The organism is Aliidiomarina iranensis, from assembly GCF_003987135.1.
In the GTDB taxonomy this organism is placed as follows: domain Bacteria; phylum Pseudomonadota; class Gammaproteobacteria; order Enterobacterales; family Alteromonadaceae; genus Aliidiomarina; species Aliidiomarina iranensis.
In genome coordinates, this window is sequence record NZ_PIPJ01000001.1 from 93826 (window position 1) to 117674 (window position 23849).

At 46.9% G+C, this 23849-nt stretch carries 22 protein-coding genes; 15 read left to right on the plus strand and 7 right to left on the minus strand.

Annotation, left to right across the window (positions count from 1 at the left end; all coding sequences use genetic code 11):
* Positions 1 to 11 precede the first annotated feature (11 nt).
* Genes rsmB through def form a run of 3 tightly spaced genes read right to left on the minus strand, consistent with a single transcriptional unit; the run spans position 12 to position 2876 of the window.
* On the minus strand, positions 12 to 1352 hold the full coding sequence (rsmB, locus tag CWE08_RS00410) for a 16S rRNA (cytosine(967)-C(5))-methyltransferase RsmB (RefSeq protein WP_126764694.1): 1341 nt from the start codon (positions 1350 to 1352) through the stop codon (positions 12 to 14).
* A 23-nt stretch (positions 1353 to 1375) separates the two neighbouring features.
* Positions 1376 to 2338, minus strand: coding sequence for a methionyl-tRNA formyltransferase (fmt, locus tag CWE08_RS00415; RefSeq protein ID WP_126764695.1), 963 nt, complete (start codon positions 2336 to 2338; stop codon positions 1376 to 1378).
* 25 nt (positions 2339 to 2363) lie between these two features.
* On the minus strand, positions 2364 to 2876 hold the full coding sequence (def, locus tag CWE08_RS00420) for a peptide deformylase (RefSeq protein WP_126764696.1): 513 nt from the start codon (positions 2874 to 2876) through the stop codon (positions 2364 to 2366).
* 149 nt (positions 2877 to 3025) lie between these two features.
* On the opposite strand from def, the gene dprA reads away from it, so the two are divergent.
* From dprA to CWE08_RS00450, 6 genes are all read left to right on the plus strand, one after another.
* Positions 3026 to 4207, plus strand: a complete 1182-nt coding sequence (gene dprA, locus CWE08_RS00425) for a DNA-processing protein DprA (RefSeq protein ID WP_126764697.1) — start codon at positions 3026 to 3028, stop codon at positions 4205 to 4207.
* Positions 4208 to 4212: 5 nt separating this feature from the next.
* Entirely contained in the window at positions 4213 to 4689 is a 477-nt protein-coding gene (locus CWE08_RS00430; protein ID WP_007419504.1) for a DUF494 family protein, read from the plus strand.
* A 29-nt stretch (positions 4690 to 4718) separates the two neighbouring features.
* The gene (locus CWE08_RS00435) at positions 4719 to 5279 is read left to right on the plus strand and encodes a DNA topoisomerase family protein (protein WP_126764698.1); all 561 of its coding nucleotides are present in this window, start codon (positions 4719 to 4721) and stop codon (positions 5277 to 5279) included.
* A gap of 32 nt (positions 5280 to 5311) precedes the next feature.
* Positions 5312 to 5884 carry an L-threonylcarbamoyladenylate synthase type 1 TsaC gene (tsaC, locus tag CWE08_RS00440; protein ID WP_126764699.1) on the plus strand — a complete coding sequence of 191 codons (573 nt, stop codon included), beginning with the start codon at positions 5312 to 5314 and terminating at the stop codon, positions 5882 to 5884.
* Positions 5881 to 6804, plus strand: a complete 924-nt coding sequence (gene hemF / locus CWE08_RS00445) for an oxygen-dependent coproporphyrinogen oxidase (protein ID WP_126764700.1) — start codon at positions 5881 to 5883, stop codon at positions 6802 to 6804. Before tsaC ends, hemF begins: the two co-directional genes overlap by 4 nt.
* A 177-nt stretch (positions 6805 to 6981) precedes the next feature.
* Positions 6982 to 7746 carry a prolipoprotein diacylglyceryl transferase gene (locus CWE08_RS00450; RefSeq protein WP_126764701.1) on the plus strand — a complete coding sequence of 255 codons (765 nt, stop codon included), beginning with the start codon at positions 6982 to 6984 and terminating at the stop codon, positions 7744 to 7746.
* 207 nt (positions 7747 to 7953) lie between these two features.
* On the opposite strand, the gene CWE08_RS00455 is transcribed toward CWE08_RS00450, so the two are convergent.
* Positions 7954 to 8382 carry a group II truncated hemoglobin gene (locus CWE08_RS00455; protein WP_126764702.1) on the minus strand — a complete coding sequence of 143 codons (429 nt, stop codon included), beginning with the start codon at positions 8380 to 8382 and terminating at the stop codon, positions 7954 to 7956.
* On the opposite strand from CWE08_RS00455, the gene aroE reads away from it, so the two are divergent.
* The 4 genes from aroE to polA all read left to right on the plus strand — a co-directional run bounded on the left by aroE (position 8381) and on the right by polA (position 15969).
* A complete protein-coding gene (gene aroE, locus CWE08_RS00460) occupies positions 8381 to 9223 on the plus strand; it encodes a shikimate dehydrogenase (protein WP_126764703.1) in 843 nt (280 codons plus the stop codon). The two genes, CWE08_RS00455 and aroE, sit on opposite strands and share 2 nt — an antisense overlap.
* 67 nt (positions 9224 to 9290) lie before the next feature.
* On the plus strand, positions 9291 to 11270 hold the full coding sequence (locus CWE08_RS00465; protein WP_126764704.1) for an SLC13 family permease: 1980 nt from the start codon (positions 9291 to 9293) through the stop codon (positions 11268 to 11270).
* Positions 11271 to 11340: 70 nt separating this feature from the next.
* On the plus strand, positions 11341 to 12558 hold the full coding sequence (locus tag CWE08_RS00470) for a DUF945 family protein (protein ID WP_126764705.1): 1218 nt from the start codon (positions 11341 to 11343) through the stop codon (positions 12556 to 12558).
* Between the two features lie 588 nt (positions 12559 to 13146).
* Positions 13147 to 15969 carry a DNA polymerase I gene (polA, locus tag CWE08_RS00475; RefSeq protein WP_126764706.1) on the plus strand — a complete coding sequence of 941 codons (2823 nt, stop codon included), beginning with the start codon at positions 13147 to 13149 and terminating at the stop codon, positions 15967 to 15969.
* Between the two features lie 161 nt (positions 15970 to 16130).
* On the opposite strand, the gene CWE08_RS00480 is transcribed toward polA, so the two are convergent.
* Positions 16131 to 16772, minus strand: coding sequence for a c-type cytochrome (locus CWE08_RS00480; protein ID WP_126764707.1), 642 nt, complete (start codon positions 16770 to 16772; stop codon positions 16131 to 16133).
* A 176-nt stretch (positions 16773 to 16948) separates the two neighbouring features.
* Here CWE08_RS00480 and yihA point away from each other — a divergent pair, with 176 nt between their 5' ends.
* Both yihA and CWE08_RS00490 read left to right on the plus strand, forming a co-directional pair.
* Positions 16949 to 17590 carry a ribosome biogenesis GTP-binding protein YihA/YsxC gene (gene yihA, locus CWE08_RS00485; RefSeq protein ID WP_126764708.1) on the plus strand — a complete coding sequence of 214 codons (642 nt, stop codon included), beginning with the start codon at positions 16949 to 16951 and terminating at the stop codon, positions 17588 to 17590.
* A complete protein-coding gene (locus CWE08_RS00490; RefSeq protein ID WP_126764709.1) occupies positions 17587 to 18492 on the plus strand; it encodes a DMT family transporter in 906 nt (301 codons plus the stop codon). Before yihA ends, CWE08_RS00490 begins: the two co-directional genes overlap by 4 nt.
* A gap of 90 nt (positions 18493 to 18582) precedes the next feature.
* Here CWE08_RS00490 and CWE08_RS00495 read toward each other — a convergent pair whose 3' ends face one another.
* Entirely contained in the window at positions 18583 to 20298 is a 1716-nt protein-coding gene (locus tag CWE08_RS00495) for a DUF885 domain-containing protein (RefSeq protein ID WP_420837067.1), read from the minus strand.
* Positions 20299 to 20822: 524 nt separating this feature from the next.
* On the opposite strand from CWE08_RS00495, the gene CWE08_RS00500 reads away from it, so the two are divergent.
* From CWE08_RS00500 to CWE08_RS00510, 3 genes are all read left to right on the plus strand, one after another.
* Positions 20823 to 21002 carry a hypothetical protein gene (locus CWE08_RS00500; RefSeq protein ID WP_126764710.1) on the plus strand — a complete coding sequence of 60 codons (180 nt, stop codon included), beginning with the start codon at positions 20823 to 20825 and terminating at the stop codon, positions 21000 to 21002.
* Positions 21003 to 21330: 328 nt separating this feature from the next.
* Positions 21331 to 21834 carry a Der GTPase-activating protein YihI gene (gene yihI / locus CWE08_RS00505; RefSeq protein ID WP_126764711.1) on the plus strand — a complete coding sequence of 168 codons (504 nt, stop codon included), beginning with the start codon at positions 21331 to 21333 and terminating at the stop codon, positions 21832 to 21834.
* Positions 21835 to 21837: 3 nt separating this feature from the next.
* Entirely contained in the window at positions 21838 to 22302 is a 465-nt protein-coding gene (locus tag CWE08_RS00510) for a DUF2489 domain-containing protein (protein ID WP_126764712.1), read from the plus strand.
* A 161-nt stretch (positions 22303 to 22463) separates the two neighbouring features.
* Here CWE08_RS00510 and CWE08_RS00515 read toward each other — a convergent pair whose 3' ends face one another.
* Complete coding sequence (locus tag CWE08_RS00515; RefSeq protein ID WP_126764713.1) at positions 22464 to 23756, minus strand: metal-dependent hydrolase family protein; 1293 nt, start codon at positions 23754 to 23756, stop codon at positions 22464 to 22466.
* Between the last annotated feature and the right edge of the window lie 93 nt (positions 23757 to 23849).

Consider the following 23849-nt stretch of genomic DNA (forward strand, 5'->3'; position numbering starts at 1 on the left):
TCTTGGCCTAATTATTTGCGCTTTTGTAGTAAGAAATAGAAAAAGCCATCGCCACTATCGGTATCCGGCAATAATTGCCAACCGTTAATGGCCGAATTCTCTACCACCACATTAGCACCGGAACCATCTTTTTCAATGCTAATTTCAACTGCTTCGGCATCATCTACTGTAGCTAGAAAGGCTTGAATTTGCAGTATGTTTTCTTCAGGCAGCACAGAGCATGTGGCATACAGCAGGCATCCGCCTGGTTTTAAAAGGCGCCACTGGGCCTGTAATATTTGTTTTTGTAGAGCAACTAGGTTGGCAATGTCATCGGCGCGGCGCAGCCATTTAATATCCGGGTGGCGGCGAATAACGCCAGTAGCCGAGCAAGGCGCATCGAGCAAAATTCGATCAAATAACTCACCATCCCACCAGCTTTCAGGGTTTGCTGCATCCGCACACAGTACTTCAGCATTAACAGCCGCACGTTGAAGATTTTCATGCACTCGTTTCAATCGATCGGCATCGAAATCTATGGCCGTTACCTTTAAACTCTCGCTGTGCTCCAACAAATGCACTGTTTTACCGCCGGGAGCGGCACAAGCATCAAGAACGCGCATACCAGGCTCTGCCGCTAAAATGTGGGCGGCCAACTGCGCGGAACGATCTTGCACGGAAACATGGCCTTCGGTAAAACCCGGTAGTTGGGTTACATCCATGCCCTGTGCTAATCGAATTGCTGAAAAATCACCGCTGGATGCTTCAATACCGGCCGCTTCAAGTTTAGCAAGATAGGCAGCAGGCGTGTGATGTTGCGTATTTACCCGCAACCATAAGGGTGGAGCGATGTTATTAGCGCTGCATATTACCTGCCATTGCTGCGGGTAAGCTGCCTGCAAACGTTTCAATAACCAACCCGGATGACCATAAGCTAGGGCAGGCGTTTTTTCGCTAACGGCGGCGAGTTCTGCTTCTAACTCGGCTTGTTGCCGTTGATATGAGCGCAGCACGGCGTTCACCATACCTTTCAAGTTTTTTTGCCGAACTAGGCTACAGGCCTCAACAGTTTCGGCAATGGCAGCATGGGCAGGAACACGCATATCACGCTGTTGGCATAGGCCCACAAGAAGTAGGTAATGAACAACGCGAACTTTTGTTTTTAAGGGTTTTTCAATGAGCTTTGCGATTAGCCACTCGTAGCTTGGTAGCTGCCGAAGCACCTGATAACAAATAGCTTGAGCAAAAGCACGGGTATTGGGCTCTAGGTGTGCGGTTTCTGCCGGAATCGCTTGGCTTAATGAACGGCCATGTTGCAAAACCTGTTGCAGAATTTTCGCGGCCGCCGCACGTGAACCAGCGGCACTACTCATATCGGCCTCCCTTTTCAGTGAGGCTATTCACTTGCGGTATTCATCAGTTGTGTGCTCGGTGTAAACCATTCCCGCCGCGCATTGAGCAAATCGGCCACTAACATTGGCTTTTTCCCTGGAATCTGCACTTCTAATAAGCGCAGGCTATCTTCACCGCAGGCAATATCAATACCTTGTTTATTCGCCTCTAAAAGGGTGCCGGGCGCTTTGCCGGCATTACCCTTAATGACCTGTGCACGCCATACTTTAATCGCTTGCTTTGGAAATTCCGGATGCAAAAACGAACTGCCGGGCCAAGGGTTGAATGCGCGCACGCAGCGTTCAATAAAAGCTGCACTTTGTTGCCAATCAATGATGCCTTCATCTTTGCTAAGTTTGGCAGCATAAGTAGCTTTAGTTGATTCTTGTGGCACTGCCTTGGCATCACCGGTGTTCATGCTCCGCAGAGTTTCCACTAGCGCCAACGGCCCTAATTTAGCCAGTTTCTCGTACAACGATGCCGAAGTATCATTCGCTTCGATGGGTAACCAAGATTTAGCCAGCATTGGCCCCGTATCAAGGCCCTCGTCCATTTGCATAATGGTTACGCCGGTTTCTGAATCACCCGCCCATATCGCGCGCTGAATGGGCGCTGCTCCGCGCCAGCGGGGCAACAGTGAGCCATGCACATTTACGCAGCCTAAACGTGGAATAGTGAGAACTGCGGGCGGGAGAATCAAACCATAGGCTACTACTACCATGGCATCGGCCTGCCAGCTCTGCAGCTCGGCCTGTGCTTCGGGAGTTTTCAAACTAGCAGGCTGACACACCGGAATATCGTGGGTGAGTGCTAACTGTTTCACAGCACTGGCTTGCAGTTTTTTACCACGGCCGGCTGGGCGATCAGGTTGCGTGTATACGGCAACCACATCTAAATCATGAGCTTCTAACAGCGCTTGTAAATGGCGTGCTGCAAAATCCGGTGTACCGGCAAAAATTATTCGCACTTATCGATTCCTTTAAGGCTAATGCTTAAGCTAACTTCGCTTCCAAGCGAGCTTCTTTTTCGAGTTTTTTCCGAATACGATCGCGCTTCAATGGTGATAAGTAATCCACAAACAGCTTACCGTTCAAGTGGTCTAGTTCGTGCTGAATGCAAATGGCGAGCAAACCATCGGCCTCACGTTCGAAGATTTCGCCCTCACGATCCAAAGCTCTTACTTTGATTGTTCCGGCACGCTCAACCTTGGCGTAAACATTCGGAAAGCTCAAACAGCCTTCTTCATTTTCAAAAAGGCCATTGCGTTCAATAATCTCTGGGTTAATGAAAACCAACGGTTCTTTGCCATTTTCACTGCAATCCGCCACAAATAAACGTTTGTGTACATCAACTTGGGTAGCGGCTAAACCCACACCCTGCGAGCTATACATGGTTTCGAACATGTTATCGATAGTTTCGCGCAGCGCATCATCTACGCTCTCAACCGGCTTTGCTACGGTGCGTAAACGCTCATCGGGATACTTTAAAATTGTCATCTTTGCCATAACTGAAACTCTTTTTGTATTTGAATACAATAATACCCCTAATTTTAACGGGAAGATCGCTGAATTGATAGGATTTGTATTGCTACCATCTATTCAGTGCCTATATTGCCAATATGGGGATTAAATGACTACAGCGCAAGGATGTGTGCATGGAAACTAACGATTGGAATCATCGGGAATTAAGCGTGTGGTTACAGGTGCAGCGAGCACCAGAAAAACTGAAGCGGCAAGTGCGTGAGTTTTTAAGCAATAGCGCCAATACGCTGGCAAGTTTGCCTGCGGAACTAGAGCAACAATTGCCGCAGCTACCGCAAGGTTTAGTTGAACGAACTTGGCAATGGCTCGAAAGCTCAGAGCAGCACTTTATATTGCCTTACGGCAGTAGCGAATACCCCGAGCCCTTGAAAGAAATCTATCGGCCCCCCATATTGTTATTTGGAATAGGTGACCGGCAATGGCTGCGTTGCTCGCTTCTTGCGGTAATTGGAAGCCGAAAGGCCTCGCCTTTAGCGTTAAGCCTCACTGCGGAAATGGTGCAGGATCTCTGCCAGAACGGGTGGGGTATTGTTAGTGGAATGGCGTTAGGTATTGATGGTCTGGCGCATCGAACGGCATTAGCCAACGGCAGCCCAACTATTGCCGTGCTAGGGTGTGGCGTTGATTTGGTTTATCCGCCACGTAATCGGCAATTACGGAACGAAATCGCCGCTGCCGGTGTAGTTTTAAGTGAATATGCACCGGGAACACCGGCACGAACTGAACATTTTCCGGCGCGAAACCGTATCATTAGTGGTATTAGCTCTGGCGTGCTGGTGGCTGAAGCAACCTTAAAGAGCGGTTCTTTAATCACGGCTCGTTATGCGGTGGAGCAAGGCCGCGAGGTATTCGCGATTCCTGGGCCAGTGCCGCACCCTGGTAGCCAAGGCTGCCATTTGCTAATACAGCAGGGGGCAAAGCTCGTTACTTGCAGTGCCGACATCCTAGCAGAGTTGCCTGCCCAGGCGGATCTATTTGCCGCTGATGGAAAAAGAGCGAAAGGGAATTGTGCACCGGCAGAGATTGCTGCAGATTCAGAAGCTGCAGAGCCGGAGGAATTAGGGGCCTTCGCAGAGAGTGCGAAAGGCCATGAAAAGAATTCTGCGAAAATTCCATTAAACGTATTGGCAAACGAGCGTTTATTGGCTAACGTGGGGTTTGAAACAACGTCGTTCGATTGGTTATTAAGCCAAAGCGACGATTCTGTTTCGGTAGTTGTGAACCAGCTCATCAGTCTCGAGTTGGATGGATGGATTAAGACAGTACCTGGCGGTTACGTTAGGGTGAGGAGGTAAGAGCCATGTTTGATATCCTCATGTACTTGTTTGAGAACTACGTCCATTCGGAAATGGAAGTGGTAGTGGACCACGACGAACTGACTGACGAGCTTACCCGAGCCGGTTTCCATGAACAGGAAATAGGTAAGGCTCTCGCTTGGTTAGAACGTTTGGCCGACTTGCAGGATAGTAAAGATCATCCGTATTTAGTGCAATCTGCACCTGCGGCATCTTTCCGTGCCTATACACCAGAAGAACAAGCTCGTTTAGATATGCAATCGCGCGGCTTTCTGTTGTATTTGGAACAAATCGGTGTGCTTGATTTTACTACGCGAGAAATGGTGATTGATCGGGTAATGGAACTAGATACGCCCCAGTTCCTTTTGGAAGATTTAAAGTGGGTTATTTTAATGGTGCTGTTTAATGTTCCCGGCCATGAAGATGCTTACAGCCAAATGGAAGAGCTGTTATTTGAGGAGCCACAGGGGCTCATGCATTAAAACAATGCAGAGCAACCATTGAGGCGTGAATGACATCTGAACTTTTTAACTCGCCAGAGCGAAACGATCAGCGAGCAGAGCCTTGCCCGCGCTGTAATAGCGCGGTTAAGCTCAAACATATCGGCAGCCATTCATTTTGGGGCTGCAGTAACTACCCGCAATGTGATTACACCCAATCTCTTCATGAATCAGGTGATTTTGAGCCGCAGCCCTTGCCGGGCGAAAAATGCCCAGAGTGTGGCAGCGATTTACTCTTAAAAAAGGGCCGTTACGGGCTTTTTATTGGGTGCAGTGGCTTCCCGAAATGCCATTTTATGTTAGATCCTACCGCTGATAAGGCTAACCAACGCGAAACGATTACTTGCCCAGATTGCAAAAAAGGGCAACTGCAAACTCGAACAAATAAATATGGCAAACAGTTTTATGCCTGCAACCGTTACCCGAAATGTAAATACGCAGTGAACGACGAGCCCGTAGATCAGTCCTGCCCATATTGTGGCTGGGGCATTTTGGTTAAACGCGATTCCGCTGCCGGCACACGCCTGCGTTGTGCGCGAAAACAGTGCGGATATAAATCAGAGCCGATATAATAGAGGCTGTTAACAGAAATGGAAATCCGGCCTTGAGTAACGAAACCACCAAAACAGATGCCTTTGAGGGCGCGCGAGCTGCATTGGCGAATCATGGGCTAATTGCTTACCCCACCGAAGCGGTAATGGGTTTAGGCTGTGCCCCATACGATGAAATAGCAGTGCGAAAACTTTTAACGATAAAAAATCGCCCTGAGCACAAAGGCTTAATTTTGATAGCCGCAGATTACAGCCAACTGCTCGATTATGTGGATGATAAGAGAATTCCCCAAGATATGCGCTTCAATGTATTTCAGCATTGGCCTGGCCCGATCACTCTAGTATTGCCGGCTCGGCAAGATGTGCCGCGGTATTTGAGAGGTGATTTTGATACTATCGCCGTGCGCGTTACTGCTTTTGAACCGGTACGGCAGTTGTGTAAAGCTTTGGCAACGCCTTTGGTATCAACCAGTGCTAATCGCTCTGGGCAGTCTCCTTTGTTAACTCCGGAGAGCGTTTTCGAAGAGTTTGGCCCGGAAGTTGATTGGATCATGGCTGGCGAAACCGGTGGCCGCTCTAGCCCCAGTAAAATTCTAAATCCATTAACGCAAGAGGTATTGCGGTGAAGGAACATCATTACTTAGAGCAGGTGAAAGCCTACTTACAGCAACTGCAAGATAATATCTGCCACAGCCTTGAAGGTGTTGATGGTAAGGGTAAATTTTTTGAAGATAGCTGGGTGCGTGAGCTTGGTGGCGGTGGCCGCTCGCGAGTAATGAAAAATGGCGCCGTGATTGAGCAAGGTGGCGTGAATTATTCACATGTGTTTGGTGAGGCCATGCCGGCCTCGGCTACTGCACATAGGCCCGAGTTAGCCGGCAGAAGCTTTAATGCTTGTGGTGTTTCGCTAGTGATACATCCACATAATCCATATATCCCAACATCGCATGCAAATGTTCGGTTTTTCATTGCTGAGAAACCCGGAGAGGAACCCGTTTGGTGGTTTGGTGGTGGTTTTGATTTAACACCGTTTTACCCATTCGTAGATGATGTGGAGCATTGGCACCGCACGGCAAAATCGGCGTGTGAGTCGTTTGGTGAACATTACTATCAAGAATATAAAGAATGGTGTGATAAATACTTTTTTTTGCCGCACCGAAATGAAACACGGGGTGTTGGCGGGTTGTTTTTCGATGATTTAAATAGAAATCCGCAGGGTGAACTTGATTTTGAGCATGCATTTGGGCTTATGCAATCGATTGGTAACCACTATACAAATGCCTATTTGCCCATTATCGAAAAGCGTAAAGATACACCCTTTAATGAGCAACACCGGCAATTTCAGCTATATCGCCGCGGCCGTTATGTGGAATTTAACCTTGTTTATGATCGTGGCACTTTGTTCGGCTTACAAACCGGCGGGCGCACGGAATCCATTTTAATGTCGATGCCGCCGCTGGCACGCTGGGAATATATGTATACAGCCCCCGAGGGTAGTGAAGAAGCTAAATTACAAGAATTCCTGCAACCACGCGATTGGCTTTAACTTCGTGTTTGGGTAATGCCGTTGATTTTGCTGCCGCTGATAACATTACGCTGAATAATGAACATTAGCGCTGAAAAACTTCTAGAGTAAGAACAAATCCCCTGCGGCACTTGTCAGCGCCGAGTTTTGATATTATGCTGAAATTCGAATAAAAATTAATCGAAGCTAGGGGCTTTCATGGCACAGAATCTTTTTCTTCTTATTATCGTGGTTATTGTGATCGTGTTTCTTGCACGGCGTTTACTAAAAATGAATGCTTCCGGGCACGCTCAAGCGGATACAACCGCGGCAAAAGAGCAAACTGAAGCTAGCGAGAAAGAAGCCGAAATAAAGAGAGAATCGGCGCGGTTAGCCAATGAAGCGAAATCAGCCACAGAAGATGCGGTTGAAGCAGGCAAAGATGCCGTTGAAAGCGGCACTGAGGCCGTGAAGAGCAAAGCTTCAGAAGCTAAATCGGCAGTGAAAGAAACCGCAAAAGAGGCGCCGGCAAAAGACGTTGATCCAGTAATCGATAGTGGCAACAAATCGCAGCCATCGCCGATAGGAGCTGAATTACCCGATGAGCTCTCAGAGCCTGTTGCTGAGCTAGAGCGTACCCAAGAGCCGTTGGCTCGCCACCGGTTGTACCAGCAAATCACAGAAAACAGCTATAAAAACCGCAATGACGCGGGCTGGCGGCAAATAAGCAAAACTTATTCGCAGCAGCACATTGCTGAATTTTCCGAAATCGTAAAACCCTTGAAGAAAGCCAATGGTGGCTCGTTGCCGCAAGTGCTTACCTTCCAGAATTATGCAACTTTGCTAGCCGAAGATGGCCACTACAGTGAGGCCATTGCAGTGTGTGAAAAAGCGCTTGAATTTGGTTTAGATGATAAAACCAAAACAGGCTTCTCGGGCCGTATTGAGCGTATTCGCAAGCAAGAAAAGAAAGCAACCCAATAGAAGAAAGCAGCGCAATAAATAAAAGCTGTATTAGCCAATGATTTGAGCGGTGTGTTAGTAAAAACAGGCCCCAGTTTCCGAGAGGTGCTGGGGCCTTTTCTATAATACGCTATTTTTACTGAGCCGGAGTTGATGGCGGCTCGCTATCGTAATTCGTGAATGCCTAGAGTTTGTGCCTCTCGGTAAGGCCGGCTATTAATTTTGGTATTAGTTGTCGGTATTAATCATATGGTGTGCCAATCGCGTGAACCGAACGCGTAACTCGTTATGTAAAGAAGGTTCGGTTACTTGCTCGTCAAGCACTTGATACATACAGTGTAGCCATTGATCGCGCATGCTGGTATCAATACGGAATGGTAAATGCCGTGCTCTCAGCATTGGGTGGCCATATTTCTCAATATATAACTGAGGCCCGCCAAGCCAACCAGAAAGAAACTGAAAAAACTTTAAGCGAATCGCATCCATAGGTTGCGGGTGTATGGCAAGTAGCTCGGCTGCGGCTGGATCTTCTTCCATGATATCGTAAAACCGCTCTGCTATTGCGCGCACTGCGGATTCGCCACCTAACTGTTGGTATAGGCTAGTGGTATGCTCTACTGAGCCGAAGAGCTGTTTAACCCGAGAAGGAATTTTCATGAAACTCGCTGTTTTTGGAAGCCCAATTGCACATAGCCGCTCGCCAGAAATTCATCAGGCGTTTGCTGAGCAAACAGGGCGAGAAATTCAATACGAACGAATTTTAGCATCACCAGAAGAATTTTCAGAGCGCTTTGCACAATTTGCCGCTGCAGAGGGCGTTGGTGCCAATGTAACCGTACCTCTTAAAGAGTTAGCCCTTGGTTTTAGTAAACGTTTGAGCCCTCGAGCAGAGCAAGCACAAGCGGTAAATACGTTGATTTTCCGTGATGGCGAATGGTTGGGGCACAATACCGATGGCGATGGGCTTGTGGCTGATCTTTTTCGTTTCGGCCAAGCGCTGCGTGGCGCTCGGGTTTTATTAATTGGCGCCGGTGGTGCAGCCCGAGGCGTAATAGGGCCCATGCTGGACGCCGAGGTAGCGCATTTACACATTGCTAACCGCAGTGGAACAAAAGCTGAGAACCTAGTTGCTGAATGGCAACAGCGTTTGGCAGGGCAACATCATGCGCAAGCAAAAGTTTTTTTCACACTATTAAGTGCTGGCGATTTAGCTTCTGCAAATGGCCAATGGGATATTGTGATTAACGCTACTTCATCATCGCTCACCGATGAGCGCCCAGCAGTAACCGAAGCCACTTTAGCGAATACACCATTTTGCTACGATATGGGATACGGCAAGCAACCAACCGCCTTCATGCAATGGGCAAAAGCAAACCACTGCGCGGTTGCCGATGGCCTTGGTATGCTGGTTGAGCAAGCTGCTTTAAGCTATTTTCAATGGACTGGGGATATACCCGATACCCAAGTAGTGCTAGATTCGTTACGTTCAAGGTTATAACCAACAATACGCGTACTGGATTTCAAGAATTCCCATAGGGATTAAGCCAAATGAAAGAGAGCTTTGCATGACGTTACCTGAAATAGCGATTCTTGGAATCCTGCTTTGTACCTTGATATTTTTTATCTGGGGCCGTTGGCGCCACGATATTGTTGCCCTGGGCGCGTTGCTTGCTTGCGTTGCTTTTGGCCTTGTACCTGCTGCCGATGCCTTTGCTGGTTTCGGCCACCCTGCGGTAATTACCGTTGCTTGTGTATTAGTGCTCAGTGCTTCTTTGCAAAGTACCGGGGCTATCGATGTAGTGGCTCATAAACTCACGCCAACATCAGGTGGCGCGGTAACCACAATCGCCTCGCTTACCGGGCTTGCCACTGTTCTTTCTGCATTCATGAACAATGTTGGCGCTATGGCGTTGTTGATGCCGATTGCGGTTCAGCTTGCCGCAAAACTGAATATCCCGCCTGGGCGAGTATTAATGCCCGTTGCATTTGGCTCGATTTTGGGTGGCATGACCACGCTTATCGGTACCCCGCCGAACCTTATCGTTTCCGGCTATCGGGCAGAATCACTGGGTAGTGGGTATCAAATGTTTGATTTTGCGCCCGTCGGTATTTTAGTGGTGTTAGTTGGGGTGATTTTTATCGCGTTGGGAGGCTGGCGTTTAGTACCAAAGCGAGAGCGCACCGATGCAGAAGGATTCGATACCGGTAAATATCTTACCGAGGTAAGAGTATCTGAGGATGGCAAAGCGAATGGCATGCTGCTCCGAGAGCTTGATTTGAAACTACAAGATGCTGATGCCGAAGTTGTGGGAATGGTGCGGGATAAGGTGAAGGTAGTGCACCCTTATGGCTATCAACGGCTTAGTAAGGGTGATTTGCTCATCATTAAAGCGGAACCGGAAACCCTAAGCCAAGCCATTAATGTTCTTGGCTTGCGTTTGGTGGATAACGTGAAACCACCGGAGGTTGAAAGCAATGATACGGAAAACGATTCGAGTGCAGCAGGCGATGCTGTTTTCAGCCAGGATAACAGGGAAGCTGTAGGTGAGAGAACCGATGAGAATATACCGAATAAACCCTACACCGCTTGGGTGGATCGGAAAGTAACCGCGTATGGGAATTACACATTGCGAGGTGGTGTAACAAGCCGTGCTGATAAAGAAGCAGCCCCACGCGCTTCGGATGATAGTGAGGTGGTGTTGGTAGAAATGGTGGTGATGCCAGATTCTGCATTAATTGGCAACACTGCTGCTGAGTTACGATTGCGTAGCCGCCTTGGCTTGAACTTGTTGGCGATATCCCACGAAGGTAATCAAAAAATCTATCGCTTGCGGCAAACGCCGATCAAATCTGGCAGTGTGTTATTGATGCAAGGTGGTGCTGAGGCATTGGCGCAATTTGCTTCCATTTATAAATGCGTACCCTTAGCTGAGCGAACCGTTCGTGTGCCCAGTAAGCGCCGAGCTATGTATGCTTCAGGCATTATGGTTGGCGCTGTGGCATTGGCGGCTTCCGGGATAGCCTCGGCCGCTGTGGCATTTGCTGCAGGCATGTTCGCAGTTATGGCATTGCGAGTTATTCCACTTCGGCAAGTATACGAAAACATTGATTGGTCGGTGGTGGTGTTGTTGGCGGCTTTGATACCGATTGCCTTAGCGATGGAGCAAACTGGTGCGGCAGATAGTGTTGTTAATGCGCTGCTTTACTATGTTGCCGGAGGCAGCCCCGCTATCGTACTGGGGCTATTGTTAATTATCACCACATTGCTTTCAAGTGTGATGAATAATGCCGCCACGGCGGCAGTGATGTGCCCCGTAGCGGTGAGCATTGCAAGCCAATTAAATGTGAACCCTGATGCATTTTTGATGGCGGTTGCAGTAGGTGCTTCTTGTGCATTTTTAACGCCTATTGCACACCAAAATAACACCTTAATTTTAAGCCCCGGTGGTTTTAAGTTCGGTGATTATTGGCAGATGGGCTTGCCGCTCACATTAATCGTATTTGCTGTTGCTATTCCAGCATTGTTGTACTTTTGGCCACTATAATTGCTACACTTTGCAATCAGTTTTGAGCTGCTCGGGTTGCGGAATTAAAAATTATAAATGAGGAAAAAACATGCGTAAGGGATTGATAGCCATCATTGTGATTGTTTTAGCTGTGGTGGGTTATGTTGCCGGAGTTATCACCACGAAAAAAGCTACTTATCAAGCGATAGAGGCGTTAGTTGAAGAAGTTGAACGCAGTGCCCAATTTCAAGTTGATGTCGATGTTGATTGGCAAGAGCAGGGTGCCCGTAAAGCCACTGTAGTTTTCAATGTAAACCTAAAAGATTTAGAAGATGTTGATTTTCCGGTGAGTTACGAAGAAACCATTGAGTTAACTTACGGTTTTTTGAACACTAAGTGGGAAGGCCGTGGTGATATTCAAATCGAGGATCGTAATTTAAGCGATATTTTGTTTTCCGGTAATCGCTTTACCTCATCGGGTGTAGTGAGCCGCGGCGGTTTGCGGGTTACCTACGATTTCCCAACCTCGGAATTGCAAGAAGATGATTTCACAGTGAGCGCCCAACCGATGCAAATGCACTTTGTGATGGCGGGTGAAGAGCGCCGTTTCCACTTCCAAGTGCCGGAACTCGAGCTTGCGGATATGAACCAACAAAGCTTAGCGTTCACCGAGCTGCTGATCACGGGTGATACGCGCATGCTAGATGGCGAAGTATTTTCCAGTGAATCAAAGATTTCGTTAGCGAACATGGAATTAAACCTCGAGTCTTTCGGCACTCCAATACAAGCTACTGGATATTACTCAACATTAAATACACTTCGTGCTGATGAAGAGCTTCGCTTAGATGGCATCTTTGGCTTGGAATCATTCGATGCGGGCCCAACAGTGAAAGGGAATGCTCGTTTTGATTGGGCGCTCAGTGGTTTAGATTACAATGCCATTATGGTTTTAAATGAAGCTTTAAATCGTGGTGATTTAGAGAGCGAAGAAATTGATGAGTATTTCTACTCAGCATTGATTGCCAGCGATGATATTCAGCTTCGCATAAATGAGTTTCTAGTAAGTGCCGAGGGTTGGGGTGATTTCAGTAGTAGCGGTACGGTAGGTTTCAATATATCAGAATTATCTGACGCACAGAAACGTACAGTATTTGAAAGCCCGGAAGCGTATGAATATATCGCCGCTGATTTCGTTGTTGAGGAGATGCCCGGTATGCTGCAAATGATGCTGATGGCGTTTACTTCTGAATCATTACCTTGGCAAATTCGTGTGCGGGATGGTGTGCTTTATATCAATGATGAGTTGGTTGATCTGAGCGCGCTTTAACGTATTGCAAGTACACTAAAAACTATTATCTTTAGTTTAACGAGGCGGGTAGATACTCGCCTCGTTTTTTTCAAAATGCATTGCGATCTGTTTTTAAAAATAGTTTTTAATTGAAAAATAATAGCTTAGAAGAAGAGGAATAAATCCCTAATTCTTCAGATCGAAAAATGTTAAAAAAGATCGAAAAATGATCTGGTATTGTTTATTCAATGTGCTAATCTGTCGGTCCGGTTTAAGAGATTGCTTACAAAATCTGCTGCGGTAACCAAGCGCCATCGCTGCTCTTGAAAAACGCACACAAAGCAACTTTCCACAATCGAAAAAAAAGCAATAACTATAAATATAAGCTGTCCGAGATCGTGTAATTCTCGCGTTATATCAAGTGTTTACCTCTTTTTTCATGCTGCTATTCAATTTCTGAATATACGGCAGGATAGATAGTTCCTCACAGAGTTATCCACAGGTTATGCATAAGGTAGCCTCGATATTTGCGCTCAATTTCCTTGCGTAAAATTGGCTAGATTAGCGCCCCTGTGGCATCCTTAACCTTTAGCAACTTCGTGCTTAATAAAGAATAGGTTTCCCCATATGCAACGCATTCCAAAGCAGCCTTTTATTCTGGTTGATGGTTCTTCATATCTTTTCCGCGCATTCTATGCGCCTCCGCATTTAACCAATTCGGCTGGAGAGCCCACAGGAGCCATTTATGGCGTAGTGAATATGCTACGAAGTTTGTTAAAGCAATTTGAACCTACGCATATGGCGGTGGTGTTTGATGCCAAAGGTGGCACGTTCCGCAACGAAATGTATGCGGAATACAAAGCGAACCGCCCACCTATGCCCGATGATCTGCGCTCGCAAATTGAACCGCTACACAACATTATTCGCGCCATGGGGCTACCGCTCATTTCCATTGAAGGTGTGGAGGCAGACGACGTGATTGGCACGCTTGCTCAGCAAGCGGCGAAAGAGGGCCGAACTTGCTTAATTAGCACCGGCGATAAAGATATGGCGCAGTTGGTGAATGATCATGTGATTTTAATCAACACCATGACAAGCACTGTATTGGATGAAGCTGCTGTGCCGGAGAAATATGGTGTGCGGCCGGATCAGATGATTGATTTTCTCGCTCTGATGGGGGATAGCTCAGATAACATTCCCGGTTTACCCGGCGTGGGTGAGAAAACGGCATTAAAAATGTTAGAAGGCATGGGTAGTATTGCGGCAATGATTGAAAACCCGGATAAGTTGGCAGAGCTGAGTTTTCGGGGTGCGAAGTCAATGCCAGATAAAATCCGTGAGCATAAAGATATCCTTTTACTCTCCCAAGCTCTTGCAACCATTAAGCTCGATGTGGAAATGGCGCTCAAGCCTGAAGAATTAACCCTAAGTGAACCAGACGACAACGCGCTTGCCGAGCTTTATAAAGAATGTGAGTTTCGCCGCTGGCTATCGGAATTGCTGGCAAAAGGCCAAGAAGCGCCCGAGCATCAGGGCAAAGCAAGAAATTCAGGAAGCCAAACTGAGTTGCTTGCGGGGATGGATGCTCCAAGTGATAGCGATGAAAACGAGGAAATGGCGCCCATTGATACGAGTGCTTACGCCACTATCACCGATAAAGACACATTCAAAACGTGGTTGGAAAAATTAACGAAAGCCGAATACTTTGCCATTGATACGGAAACAACCAGTTTAGATTACATGGAGGCTGAATTGGTCGGTATTTCCTTTGCTGTGGCGCCTGGTGAAGCGGCTTATGTGCCTCTTATGCATCAAGATCTCGATGGCCCCCAGCAGTTAGAGCGCGATTGGGTTTTGACTGAATTGAAGCCGCTTTTAGAGGATACGAAAGCGCAGAAGATAGGCCAGAATATTAAATATGATATGCATGTTTTCCGCCGTTACGATATTCATGTTCGCGGTATTTTGAACGATACTATGTTGTCGTCTTATGTATTGAACAGCACCAGCTCACGCCACGATATGGATACCCTAGCGCTCACGCACTTGGGCCACAAAACCATTGCTTATGCCGATGTGGCGGGAAAGGGCGCAAAACAAAAACGTTTTGATGAGGTGCCAATAAGCCAGGCATCACCTTACGCCGCAGAAGATGCGGATATTACCTTGCGATTGCATGAAGTGTTGTGGCCACGGGTAAAGAAAGAAGGGCGCTTACAGGAAGTGCTACGAGAAATAGAGCTCCCTTTAATTCCGGTGCTGGCGATGATGGAACGCCGCGGTGTAAAAATTGATCCGGACCAACTCGCCAAGCAAAGTGCTGAAATTACAAAGGAGCTTGCCGAGATAGAAAAGGAAGCTTTTGAAATCGCAGGTGAACCCTTTAATTTAAATTCAACCAAACAGCTGCAAGCCATTTTATTTGAACAGCTCGGTTTACCGGTTAAGAAGAAAACTCCGAAGGGTGCGCCCTCAACTGCCGAAGAGGTTCTGCAAGAGCTGGCGCTTGATTACCCATTGCCGGATCTGATTCTTCGTCACCGAGGTATGGCGAAATTGAAATCGACCTACACTGATAAGCTGCCGCGAATGATTAAAGCGAGTACCAGCCGTATCCATACCTCTTATCATCAAGCGGTTACGGCAACTGGGCGGCTTTCTTCAACCGATCCGAACTTACAAAATATTCCGATTCGAAATGAGGCGGGCCGAAGAGTGAGAAAGGCCTTTGTAGCACCTGAAGGCTATAAAATTGTAGCTATCGATTATAGCCAGATTGAACTGCGAATTATGGCGCACATCTCACAATCACCGGGTTTAGTGGAGGCCTTTGCTCGCGGCCGCGATATTCATAAAGCTACCGCTGCAGAAGTTTTTGGTGTGGCCTTAGATGATGTTTCGAGCGAACAACGGCGGCGCGCGAAAGCCGTGAATTTCGGTTTAATTTACGGAATGTCGGCCTTTGGTTTGGCGCGGCAACTGAATGTTCCGCAGAAAGATGCGCAACATTATATGAATGTTTATTTTGAGCGGTTTCCGGGTGTGCAGGAATACATGGAACGCACGCGTGAAAGCGCGAAAAAACACGGCTATGTAGAAACAATTTGTGGCCGGCGGTTGTATTTACCCGAAATCAACGCGGGTAATGGTATGCGAAGAAAAGCAGCGGAACGGGCAGCGATTAATGCGCCAATGCAAGGTTCGGCTGCCGATATCATAAAAAAGGCGATGCTGGATGTAGCGGCTTGGTTAAAGAATCCTGATAACGTGAATGAGGGTGATGTATTCCTAACGATGCAAGTTCACGATGAACTAGTATTTGAAATCCGTGAGGAAAAAGTTGATACCTACGTGAAACAACTGGTGGAAGTAATGGAGCAAGCGGTGAAATTAGATGTGCCGTTGATCGCTGATGCAGGTGTTGGTGATAATTGGGATGAAGCACACTGATTTTATTGAATATTTAATGGGAAACTTTTTGTGCAATCGCCACTCATAGTAAGTGAGCGTATTGCTCTCCCAAGATGTTTTCCCTGGACATCGTTTACCCCGGCTAAATAGCCGGGGTTTTTTATGCTTAGGGCTGAATACCAACCCTGCAACGACGCTTCTTAATATAGGCCGTTAATGTATTTTGATAGAATTTCGATATCACGGTCGGTTAAACGCGTTGCGATGTCGCGCATCATACCATTTGGATCGTTGGCGCGGTCGCCAGAGCGGAACATCTCAAGCTGAGCTTGGGTATATTGCGCGTGTTGGCCGCTGAGCATTGGGAATGCCGCTAAGCCCATACCCGCACCACTAGGGCCATGGCAGGCTGCACAGGCTGTAATGCCACGATCGGTATCACCGCCCATGAATAAACGTTGAGCTTCGGCTACGATGTCTTCATCTACTGAACCAATCGCATGTTCTTGTGAGCTATAGAATGCAGCTAAGTCATGCATATCCTGATCGCTAAGGTTCACCACTTGGCCAGCCATCAATGCGTTGTTACGGCCTCGTTCGCCATTACTTTCAACGCCTTCGCGGTAATCCATTAACTGCTTCACTAAATATTTATAACCTTGGCCGGCGATATTTGGGAAATCGCCCGTTGGGCTATTGCCTGATTGACCATGGCACGCCGCACAGGTTACCGATTTCTCTTGCCCGGCTTCTGCGTCACCCTTCAGACCTTCTGAATCTGAAGCCATTGCTGCTCCGCTGGCGAACAGCATCAAACCACATAGAATCGCGAGTTTTTTCATGAGCTCTCTTCTCTGTCTTCTCTTCGTTTTCGGCTGGGCAAACGCCCGGGAAAAATTCAGGTTCCTATTTTACACGAATCTCGCCACGATGAAACGTTTGAATCGTTGTTCTGTGGTTGGCTCAACTGCATTCATGGGTCATAATAGGCATCATTCAAGATTTATCGAGGTTTATAGTGAGTACTGATACCCTGCATTTCCAGAACGCCCACTTTGTTACGAGCGCTCCGGATATCCGCCATTTGCCTGCCGATGAAGGCATGGAAGTAGCATTCGCTGGGCGCTCAAATGCCGGCAAATCAAGTGCTCTGAACGTGCTTACTCGGCAAAAAAGCCTTGCCCGCACAAGTAAAACACCGGGCCGTACGCAGCAAATTAACGTGTTTGGCTTAGATGATCACCGCCGCTTAATTGATTTACCCGGCTATGGTTTTGCAAAAGTGCCACTTGCTATGAAATTAAAATGGCAGCAGGCGCTTTCAGAATATTTAGAAAAGCGGAATTGCTTGCGTGGTCTCGTGGTGTTGATGGATGTGCGCCACCCCATGAAAGATCTGGACCAAGAGCTAATTCATTGGGCGGTTGCCAGTGATTTGCCGGTATTAGTGGTGCTCACTAAGATTGATAAACTGAAAAGTGGTCAACGAAAAGCTGCGCTAATGCAAATTCAAGAGGCCATCCCGGGGTTTGGGGGCGATGTATCGGTTATTTTATTTTCTTCGCTGAATAAAACGGGTTTGCCGGAACTCGAGCAAAAACTTCATTATTGGTTTGCGAACCCGAAGGATCCGGAAGTTGAGGAAGCTGCTGATTCATGAAGCCAAACTTGGTTGCCGAGCAGTATCCGCCAAGTACTTGGGCAAAATTATTTCTTCTGGCACTGGTGTGGGGCAGCTCGTTTTGGCTTATTAAAATGGGCTTGGTTACCTTTACACCAACCGAAGTAGCTGCTGTTCGCTTAGCCGCCGCTGCCGCGTTTCTAGCGCCTTTTGCGATTGTGCGCATGCACCGCATTAAGCGCCACCAATGGCCGGTAGTGCTCTCGGTTGGCTTAACCGGTAGTTTACTCCCCGCATTTTTATTTGCTCTAGCACAAACTCAGATAGCAAGTGGCGTTACGGGTGCTATTAATGCCCTCACGCCGTTATTTACCTTAATTATTGGCGCGATTATCTTCCGCCAGTGGGTTACGGGCCGCACTGTTGTTGGGTTGTTGATTGGTTTTGGGGGCACAGCAATGCTAGTGCTGTTAAACGCTAGCGGTGAGTTGGTTTTAAATGGCTATGCTTTATTTATTGTCCTCTCTACTATTTGCTACGGCGCTAATTTAAACCTAATAAAAGTATATCTCCCCGATCAGAGTCCCCTTACCATTACCGGCGTTTCTTTGTTAATGGTGCTACCGGTAGCGGTGATTTACTTAATTGGCCCAGGAGAGGTGAGCAGTAAGCTCGTTTCCTCGGCGGCCTGGGGCTCGCTCGCAGCCATCTTAGTATTAGGTGTGGTAGGTACAGCTTTGGCGCTTATTTTGTTTAATCACTTAGTGCAAATAGCCACATCGGTATTCGCCAGTTCAGTAACTTATTTAATTCCGATTGTAGCAATGACATTAGGCGTACTGAGTGGAGAGAGCATTGGTGTTTATCAATTAGGCGGCATGGCGTTGATATTGTTTGGCGTTTGGCTTGCGAACCGCAAACCTATGCCAGCGCGTGGCTAAACTCCGTGCTGGCATAGGTGATTTCTTTTGGTATAGGTGATTTCCGTTGGTGTAAACCTCGTTACTGAACGCTAATTTATTGGCAATCGCTTATTCAGCCGCGATTCTTGCCTGCTCAGCGTTAATGTAATCAGCAATTTGTTGTTCCAATGTAGCGAGCGGAATACTACCGTTGCGCAATACTTGATAATGGAACTCCCGCAGATCGAAATCGTCCCCAAGAGTGGCTTCTGCTTCTGCCCGCAACCGTTTGATCGTTAAATCACCTAGTTTGTAAGACAAAGCTTGGCCTGGCCAACTAATATAACGATCAATTTCCGTGTTCACATTATGCAAGGAAAGGGCGGTGTTGCTGCCAAGAAATTCCACAGCGCGCTCACGGCTCCAGCCCATGGCATGCATGCCGGTATCAACCACCAACCGAGCGGCCCGCCACATTTCATAGGTTAGGCGGCCGAAATTGCTGTACGGGTCTTGATAAAAGCCACTTTCTAGGCCGAGGTATTCAGCATATAAGCCCCAGCCTTCACCAAACGCACTAATATAAGTAGAACGGCGATACTGCGGCACACCTTCCATTTCAGCCGCTAGCGAAATCTGCAAGTGATGCCCAGGAACACCTTCATGCAACGTTAACGCTTCTAACTCATAAAGTGGGCGAGTTTCTACCGCGTAAGTGTTCACCCAATATTCACCGGCTTGATCATCACGTCGAGCACCGGAATATCGGCCTTGGGTGTAATTCGGTGCAATTTCCGCAGGTACCGGCACTACCGTATAAGGGGTGCGCGGTAGATGGCGAAATAACTGTGGCAATACGCCATCTGCTTTTTTGGCAATATAAGCGGCTTCTTTTAAGAGTTCCTCACCCGTTTCTACGTAAAACTGTGAATCAGTGCGAAGGAAATTGATAAACTCCGCGAAACTGCCTTCAAATTCCACCTCTTCAATAACCGCTTCCATTTCTGCTCGAATTCGAGCTACTTCGGCTAACCCAATCTCATGAATTTCTTCTGGGCTGAGATCGAGGGTGGTGTAGTGTTTAACGCGATTGGCATAAAACGCTTCGCCGTTTGGCAAAGACGTTGCGGCAATTTCTGTGCGAGCGTTAGGAATGTACTCTTCTACCAGAAATTCATGGAAATCCATAAATGCTGGATTAATTTGCGTGGCAATTGCAGTTTGTAACTCTAAATCGAGCTCTGCAAATTCTTCTTCAGAAAGTACGCGTTTCGCCACGTGGGCGGGTTGGTAAAACACGCTATCGGTCGGGTCCATGGCGATGTAGGCATTTACGCCGGCAGCGAAATTCTCTAACACAACCTTTGGCTGGGCCATGCCAGTGCGGATACCTTCCCGCATATATTCCGTTTGCTGCTGCATCCAATCGGGAACATCGTTTAACAAACTTAAGTAGCGATCGAAATCTTCAGCGCGTTGAAAGCGAATACTGTTTGGTAAGCCAGCCATTCGATTATGCGGGCCGGTTTCGTTGGTGAGAGGCATCAAATACATGTTGAATTCGTAATCCGACAACATGTTTTTTAATGCGTACAACAACATATCGCGATTAATTTGATTTTCTGCACTTAAACTTTCGGCCGGAATAGCTGAAATTTCTTCATAATAGGCCAATCGTTGTTCATAACGCGCAGCAAGCGCTTCTGGGCTGATGTCTTGTAACCGTGTTGGGTCTGTATTGCGGCCAAACTGCCAAGCGGCGTCGGCCAGTTCGGTGAATTGGTTATCGGCATTGATTCTTGGTGATTCGGCTGTTTCTGGTGCGGCTTGGCATGCTGAGAGCATTACCAGTGCGCAAGCCATAACAACAGAGCGAGGCAACATACGCATGCGAGTATCCTTAAATAAAGCAAATAACAATAAAAATTCATTTTGCATGGTATTGCCAAGGTTTACCAGCCTTAGAAATCTCGCAAAATCAGCGCAAATCTATAACTTTCGTAATAAAATGTTAGCTTAAATGCGATTTTGAAATAAAAAAAACATTTTTAGATCAATTAAATTGTTGCGAAACCAACTCATTCACGTATTCTTAACGCCGTTGAGAGGTAGCGAATTGCCAGATTAGCAAGGTTCTATAAGGGCTGTGGGGCTGTTGAGATAAGAATAAAAAAAGATCAATCGTTCTAAGCCTTTGTTAAAGAGCTAACTTTATACCAGGTAATTGTTACAAAGCTGTGATAATATTTACCCGTAAATTTTGCGGAAACGCTTTCGCACTACTTACTTTGAATTGAAGCAACTCAAACTAAAAAGTTGTTAATAACAATAATAAATGCAACCTAGTTTCGGGGAGTTCGAGGAAGGTAGTGCAACATCAGGGAACAAGAATAACGCCAGGAGGCGACTCTCTCGCAAAACAGCCAGCTAAAACACAAAATAATAAAAACAAAACAATAAAATCAATAAAAATACAAAAGCTGGGCGAGAAAAACATTTTGGGAAAGAAATACTGCGCCATCGAAATACCGAGAAGAGTAGTTGATTAGCACTAAGAAAGCATTTTTAAGCGCTAACGCAGTTTAAGTAGAACAACCACCGATAAAAAGTTGCATCTTGAAGGTGCTGAGAAAAAGAGGTGGATTTTCACGGAAGAAGAAAAACAATAAATAATAATAAAAACAATATTAATAATAAAAAACAAAGGGATTTGAGAAAGCCGATCTAGGTTGTACCCTGGGGGAGAGTTTCAATTAAGGCGATGGCTTCCATCGCCTTTTTTATTGCCTGCGATTTCGTAAATGCCCTGAATAGGCTATGATCAACCTACCTTGCTAATCAACTTTCAACACCCAACGCGAAAGGGCCTATCGATATATGACACGCATTAAGAAAACTCGAAAATCTGGGCCGCTGGCTTTACGTAAAGCTGATCGAAAACCAGAAGATAACGTATCCTCAAACAAGGCTAAAGAAAACAGCAAAGCAAAGGGTAAAGGCAAAGCCGCGGGTAGCCGATATGGTGTGCAAGCCAAATCTCAGCAAGAAAGGGCCGCGGGTGAATTAAAAGATCCTCGCCATGGTAGTAAGAAAGCCGTTCCCTTAGAAGTTCCGAAAAAGGCACTTGCACCGGAACAAGAATTACGTGCATTAGAAAACGATGCTCGATTACAGGGCCTACTAGATCGGGTTGAGGATGGTGATGTTCTCAATAAAGTGGACCAAGCTTGGCTTGATATGCAATTAGCACGTTATCAAGAGCTGGCTGAGCTGCTTGGCATCGATTTGGATGCCGAGGAGGACGAAGAAGACGATAATTTTGAATACGATTTTAATGAAAACGATATTCTCGACGATGAGAAACCGGGTTCAAAGGAGTAAACTGTGTTGTTGTGGATTGCATTAATTATTGGTGTATTAGTGGTTGCTGGCCTGAGTATTTACGCGGGAATATTGCTTTCGCGTTTGCGCCAACAAAATAAAGGCATCGCGAAAAACCAAAAGAAACGCCTGAATTATCTGCATGAAAGTATTGAAACCATTGCTAAGGCAATGCAACAGGATCAATGCCCCTTATCTGAAGGCTGTATTCGTATTGCTGTGTTGTTAGATAATCTTCCGGATGCGGAACGGCATAATTTTGGTAAGCGTTGGCCTTCCATTCATGAGCTCTACGAACGTATTAAACACATGCCAACCCATGACGCTCGGAAAGAATTTCCGAAAAAAGAGATTCGAAAGATGGATTTTGAAAGAGAGCGTTTTGAAGTTGAACTCGAGCAACCCATTAAAGAGGATTTACAAGCCTTGATGGTATGGGTGAAAGAAGAACGCGTGAAGCACGGCTAACAGTTTACGTTTTGCCTGTGAAATGAAAACGCCCCAGAGCAATTAAAGCACTGGGGCGTTTTTGTTTGCGGCCGTTCTAGGTTTTTTCTCGAAGCCTAGGAACTCAGCGCAACTTTTAAGGCTGCGCTCGCTATTATCGCTGTTATCGCTTTAGGGGGGCTCTACGGTTGCACATAGACCACGCCATCTTTGATCACCAAATGAATATCTTTCAACAAGTTAATGTCATCCAAAGGGTTGCCTGTTACGGCTACGATATCAGCATGCTTACCTACTTCAATACTGCCGATAATGTCATCTGCGCCAAGTAAGGTTGCAGCGATAAGGGTGGCAGCACGAATCGCTTCTAATGGCGGCATGCCTGCCTCTACCATGTATGCAAACTCACGAGCATTTTCGCCATGATCAAACACGCCTGAATCGGTACCAAAGGCAATATTTACGCCGGCGGCATAGGCTCGGCCAAAGGTGCCTTGAATCAGCGGGCCAATGGCTCGGGCTTTGGCCCGTACTTGTTCGGGAAAGTAGCCTTCAATTTCGGCACGATCCGCCACTGTTCGGCCAGCGGTTATTGTAGGTACATAATAAGTGCCATATTCTTTCATCAAGGCGAATACTTCATCGTCCATGTAGGTGCCATGTTCAATAGAATGCACACCAGCACGAATGGCACGCATCATGCCATCTTTACCATGAGCGTGAACTGCAACTCGCATCCCGTAATCGGCGGCAGTTCCAACAATAGCTTCAAGTTCGTCATCCATAAATTGCGGGTTATCGCCGCTCGCGGCCATACTCAATACGCCACCCGTAGCGGTTATTTTAATTAAATCGGCGCCTTCTTGATAACGAGCGCGTACGCCTTGCCGTGCTTCATCAACACCGTTAACCACACCTTCCATCGGGCCAGGTGTTGGCATTAAGCCACTCCGCGAACCGTTACTCGGATCGGCGTGGCCGCCGGTGGTGGCTAAAGATTTTGCGGCGGTATAAATGCGCGGGCCTTCAACATAACCGGCATTAATCGCCCGTTTCAGCGCAACACTGGCGGCAAAACTATCGCCCAAATCACGCACTGTGGTGAAGCCCGCGCGCAAGGTTAAATCGGCAAAGTGAGCCGCTCGAAACGCTACATCAGCCTCGTTATGAGTATAGCGATGCATGTAAGAGCCGGGCTCTGATTGTGATGTGAGATGTGTATGCATATCGATAAAGCCTGGCATTACCGTGCCATTGCGCATATCAATCACGTCATCTTCGTTGCTTGCTCGTGAAAAACCATTCTCAATCGCAGTAATCTTATTTTCTTCAATGCGAATCGTAACATTTTCCCGAACTTCGTTTTGCGTGCCATCGATTAAGCGGCCGGCATGGATTAGGGTATCAGCACTAGCGGGCTGAGCGGCTGAAAAAACCAAAGCCGATATGGCTAAGGTAAGAATATTGCGTTTCATGATTTAGCTCCAAAAGTTATGGTTATTCGTATAGGTGCTGTTATCTATGTAAAGTGGATATTAACGACTAATTTCAAGCTTGTTTCACGGAAG

Bases quoted from the DNA above. Each gene is read 5' to 3' on its own strand.
- rsmB (WP_126764694.1), bottom strand. From the start codon at position 1,352: ATGAGTAGTGCCGCTGGTTCACGTGCGGCGGCCGCGAAAATTCTGCAA.
- def (WP_126764696.1), bottom strand. From the start codon at position 2,876: ATGGCAAAGATGACAATTTTAAAGTATCCCGATGAGCGTTTACGCACC.
- dprA (WP_126764697.1), top strand. From the start codon at position 3,026: ATGGAAACTAACGATTGGAATCATCGGGAATTAAGCGTGTGGTTACAG.
- CWE08_RS00430 (WP_007419504.1), top strand. From the start codon at position 4,213: ATGTTTGATATCCTCATGTACTTGTTTGAGAACTACGTCCATTCGGAA.
- CWE08_RS00435 (WP_126764698.1), top strand. From the start codon at position 4,719: ATGACATCTGAACTTTTTAACTCGCCAGAGCGAAACGATCAGCGAGCA.
- CWE08_RS00450 (WP_126764701.1), top strand. From the start codon at position 6,982: ATGGCACAGAATCTTTTTCTTCTTATTATCGTGGTTATTGTGATCGTG.
- aroE (WP_126764703.1), top strand. From the start codon at position 8,381: ATGAAACTCGCTGTTTTTGGAAGCCCAATTGCACATAGCCGCTCGCCA.
- CWE08_RS00455 (WP_126764702.1), bottom strand. From the start codon at position 8,382: ATGAAAATTCCTTCTCGGGTTAAACAGCTCTTCGGCTCAGTAGAGCAT.
- CWE08_RS00465 (WP_126764704.1), top strand. From the start codon at position 9,291: ATGACGTTACCTGAAATAGCGATTCTTGGAATCCTGCTTTGTACCTTG.
- CWE08_RS00470 (WP_126764705.1), top strand. From the start codon at position 11,341: ATGCGTAAGGGATTGATAGCCATCATTGTGATTGTTTTAGCTGTGGTG.
- polA (WP_126764706.1), top strand. From the start codon at position 13,147: ATGCAACGCATTCCAAAGCAGCCTTTTATTCTGGTTGATGGTTCTTCA.
- CWE08_RS00480 (WP_126764707.1), bottom strand. From the start codon at position 16,772: ATGAAAAAACTCGCGATTCTATGTGGTTTGATGCTGTTCGCCAGCGGA.
- CWE08_RS00490 (WP_126764709.1), top strand. From the start codon at position 17,587: ATGAAGCCAAACTTGGTTGCCGAGCAGTATCCGCCAAGTACTTGGGCA.
- CWE08_RS00495 (WP_420837067.1), bottom strand. From the start codon at position 20,298: ATGCTCTCAGCATGCCAAGCCGCACCAGAAACAGCCGAATCACCAAGA.
- yihI (WP_126764711.1), top strand. From the start codon at position 21,331: ATGACACGCATTAAGAAAACTCGAAAATCTGGGCCGCTGGCTTTACGT.
- CWE08_RS00515 (WP_126764713.1), bottom strand. From the start codon at position 23,756: ATGAAACGCAATATTCTTACCTTAGCCATATCGGCTTTGGTTTTTTCA.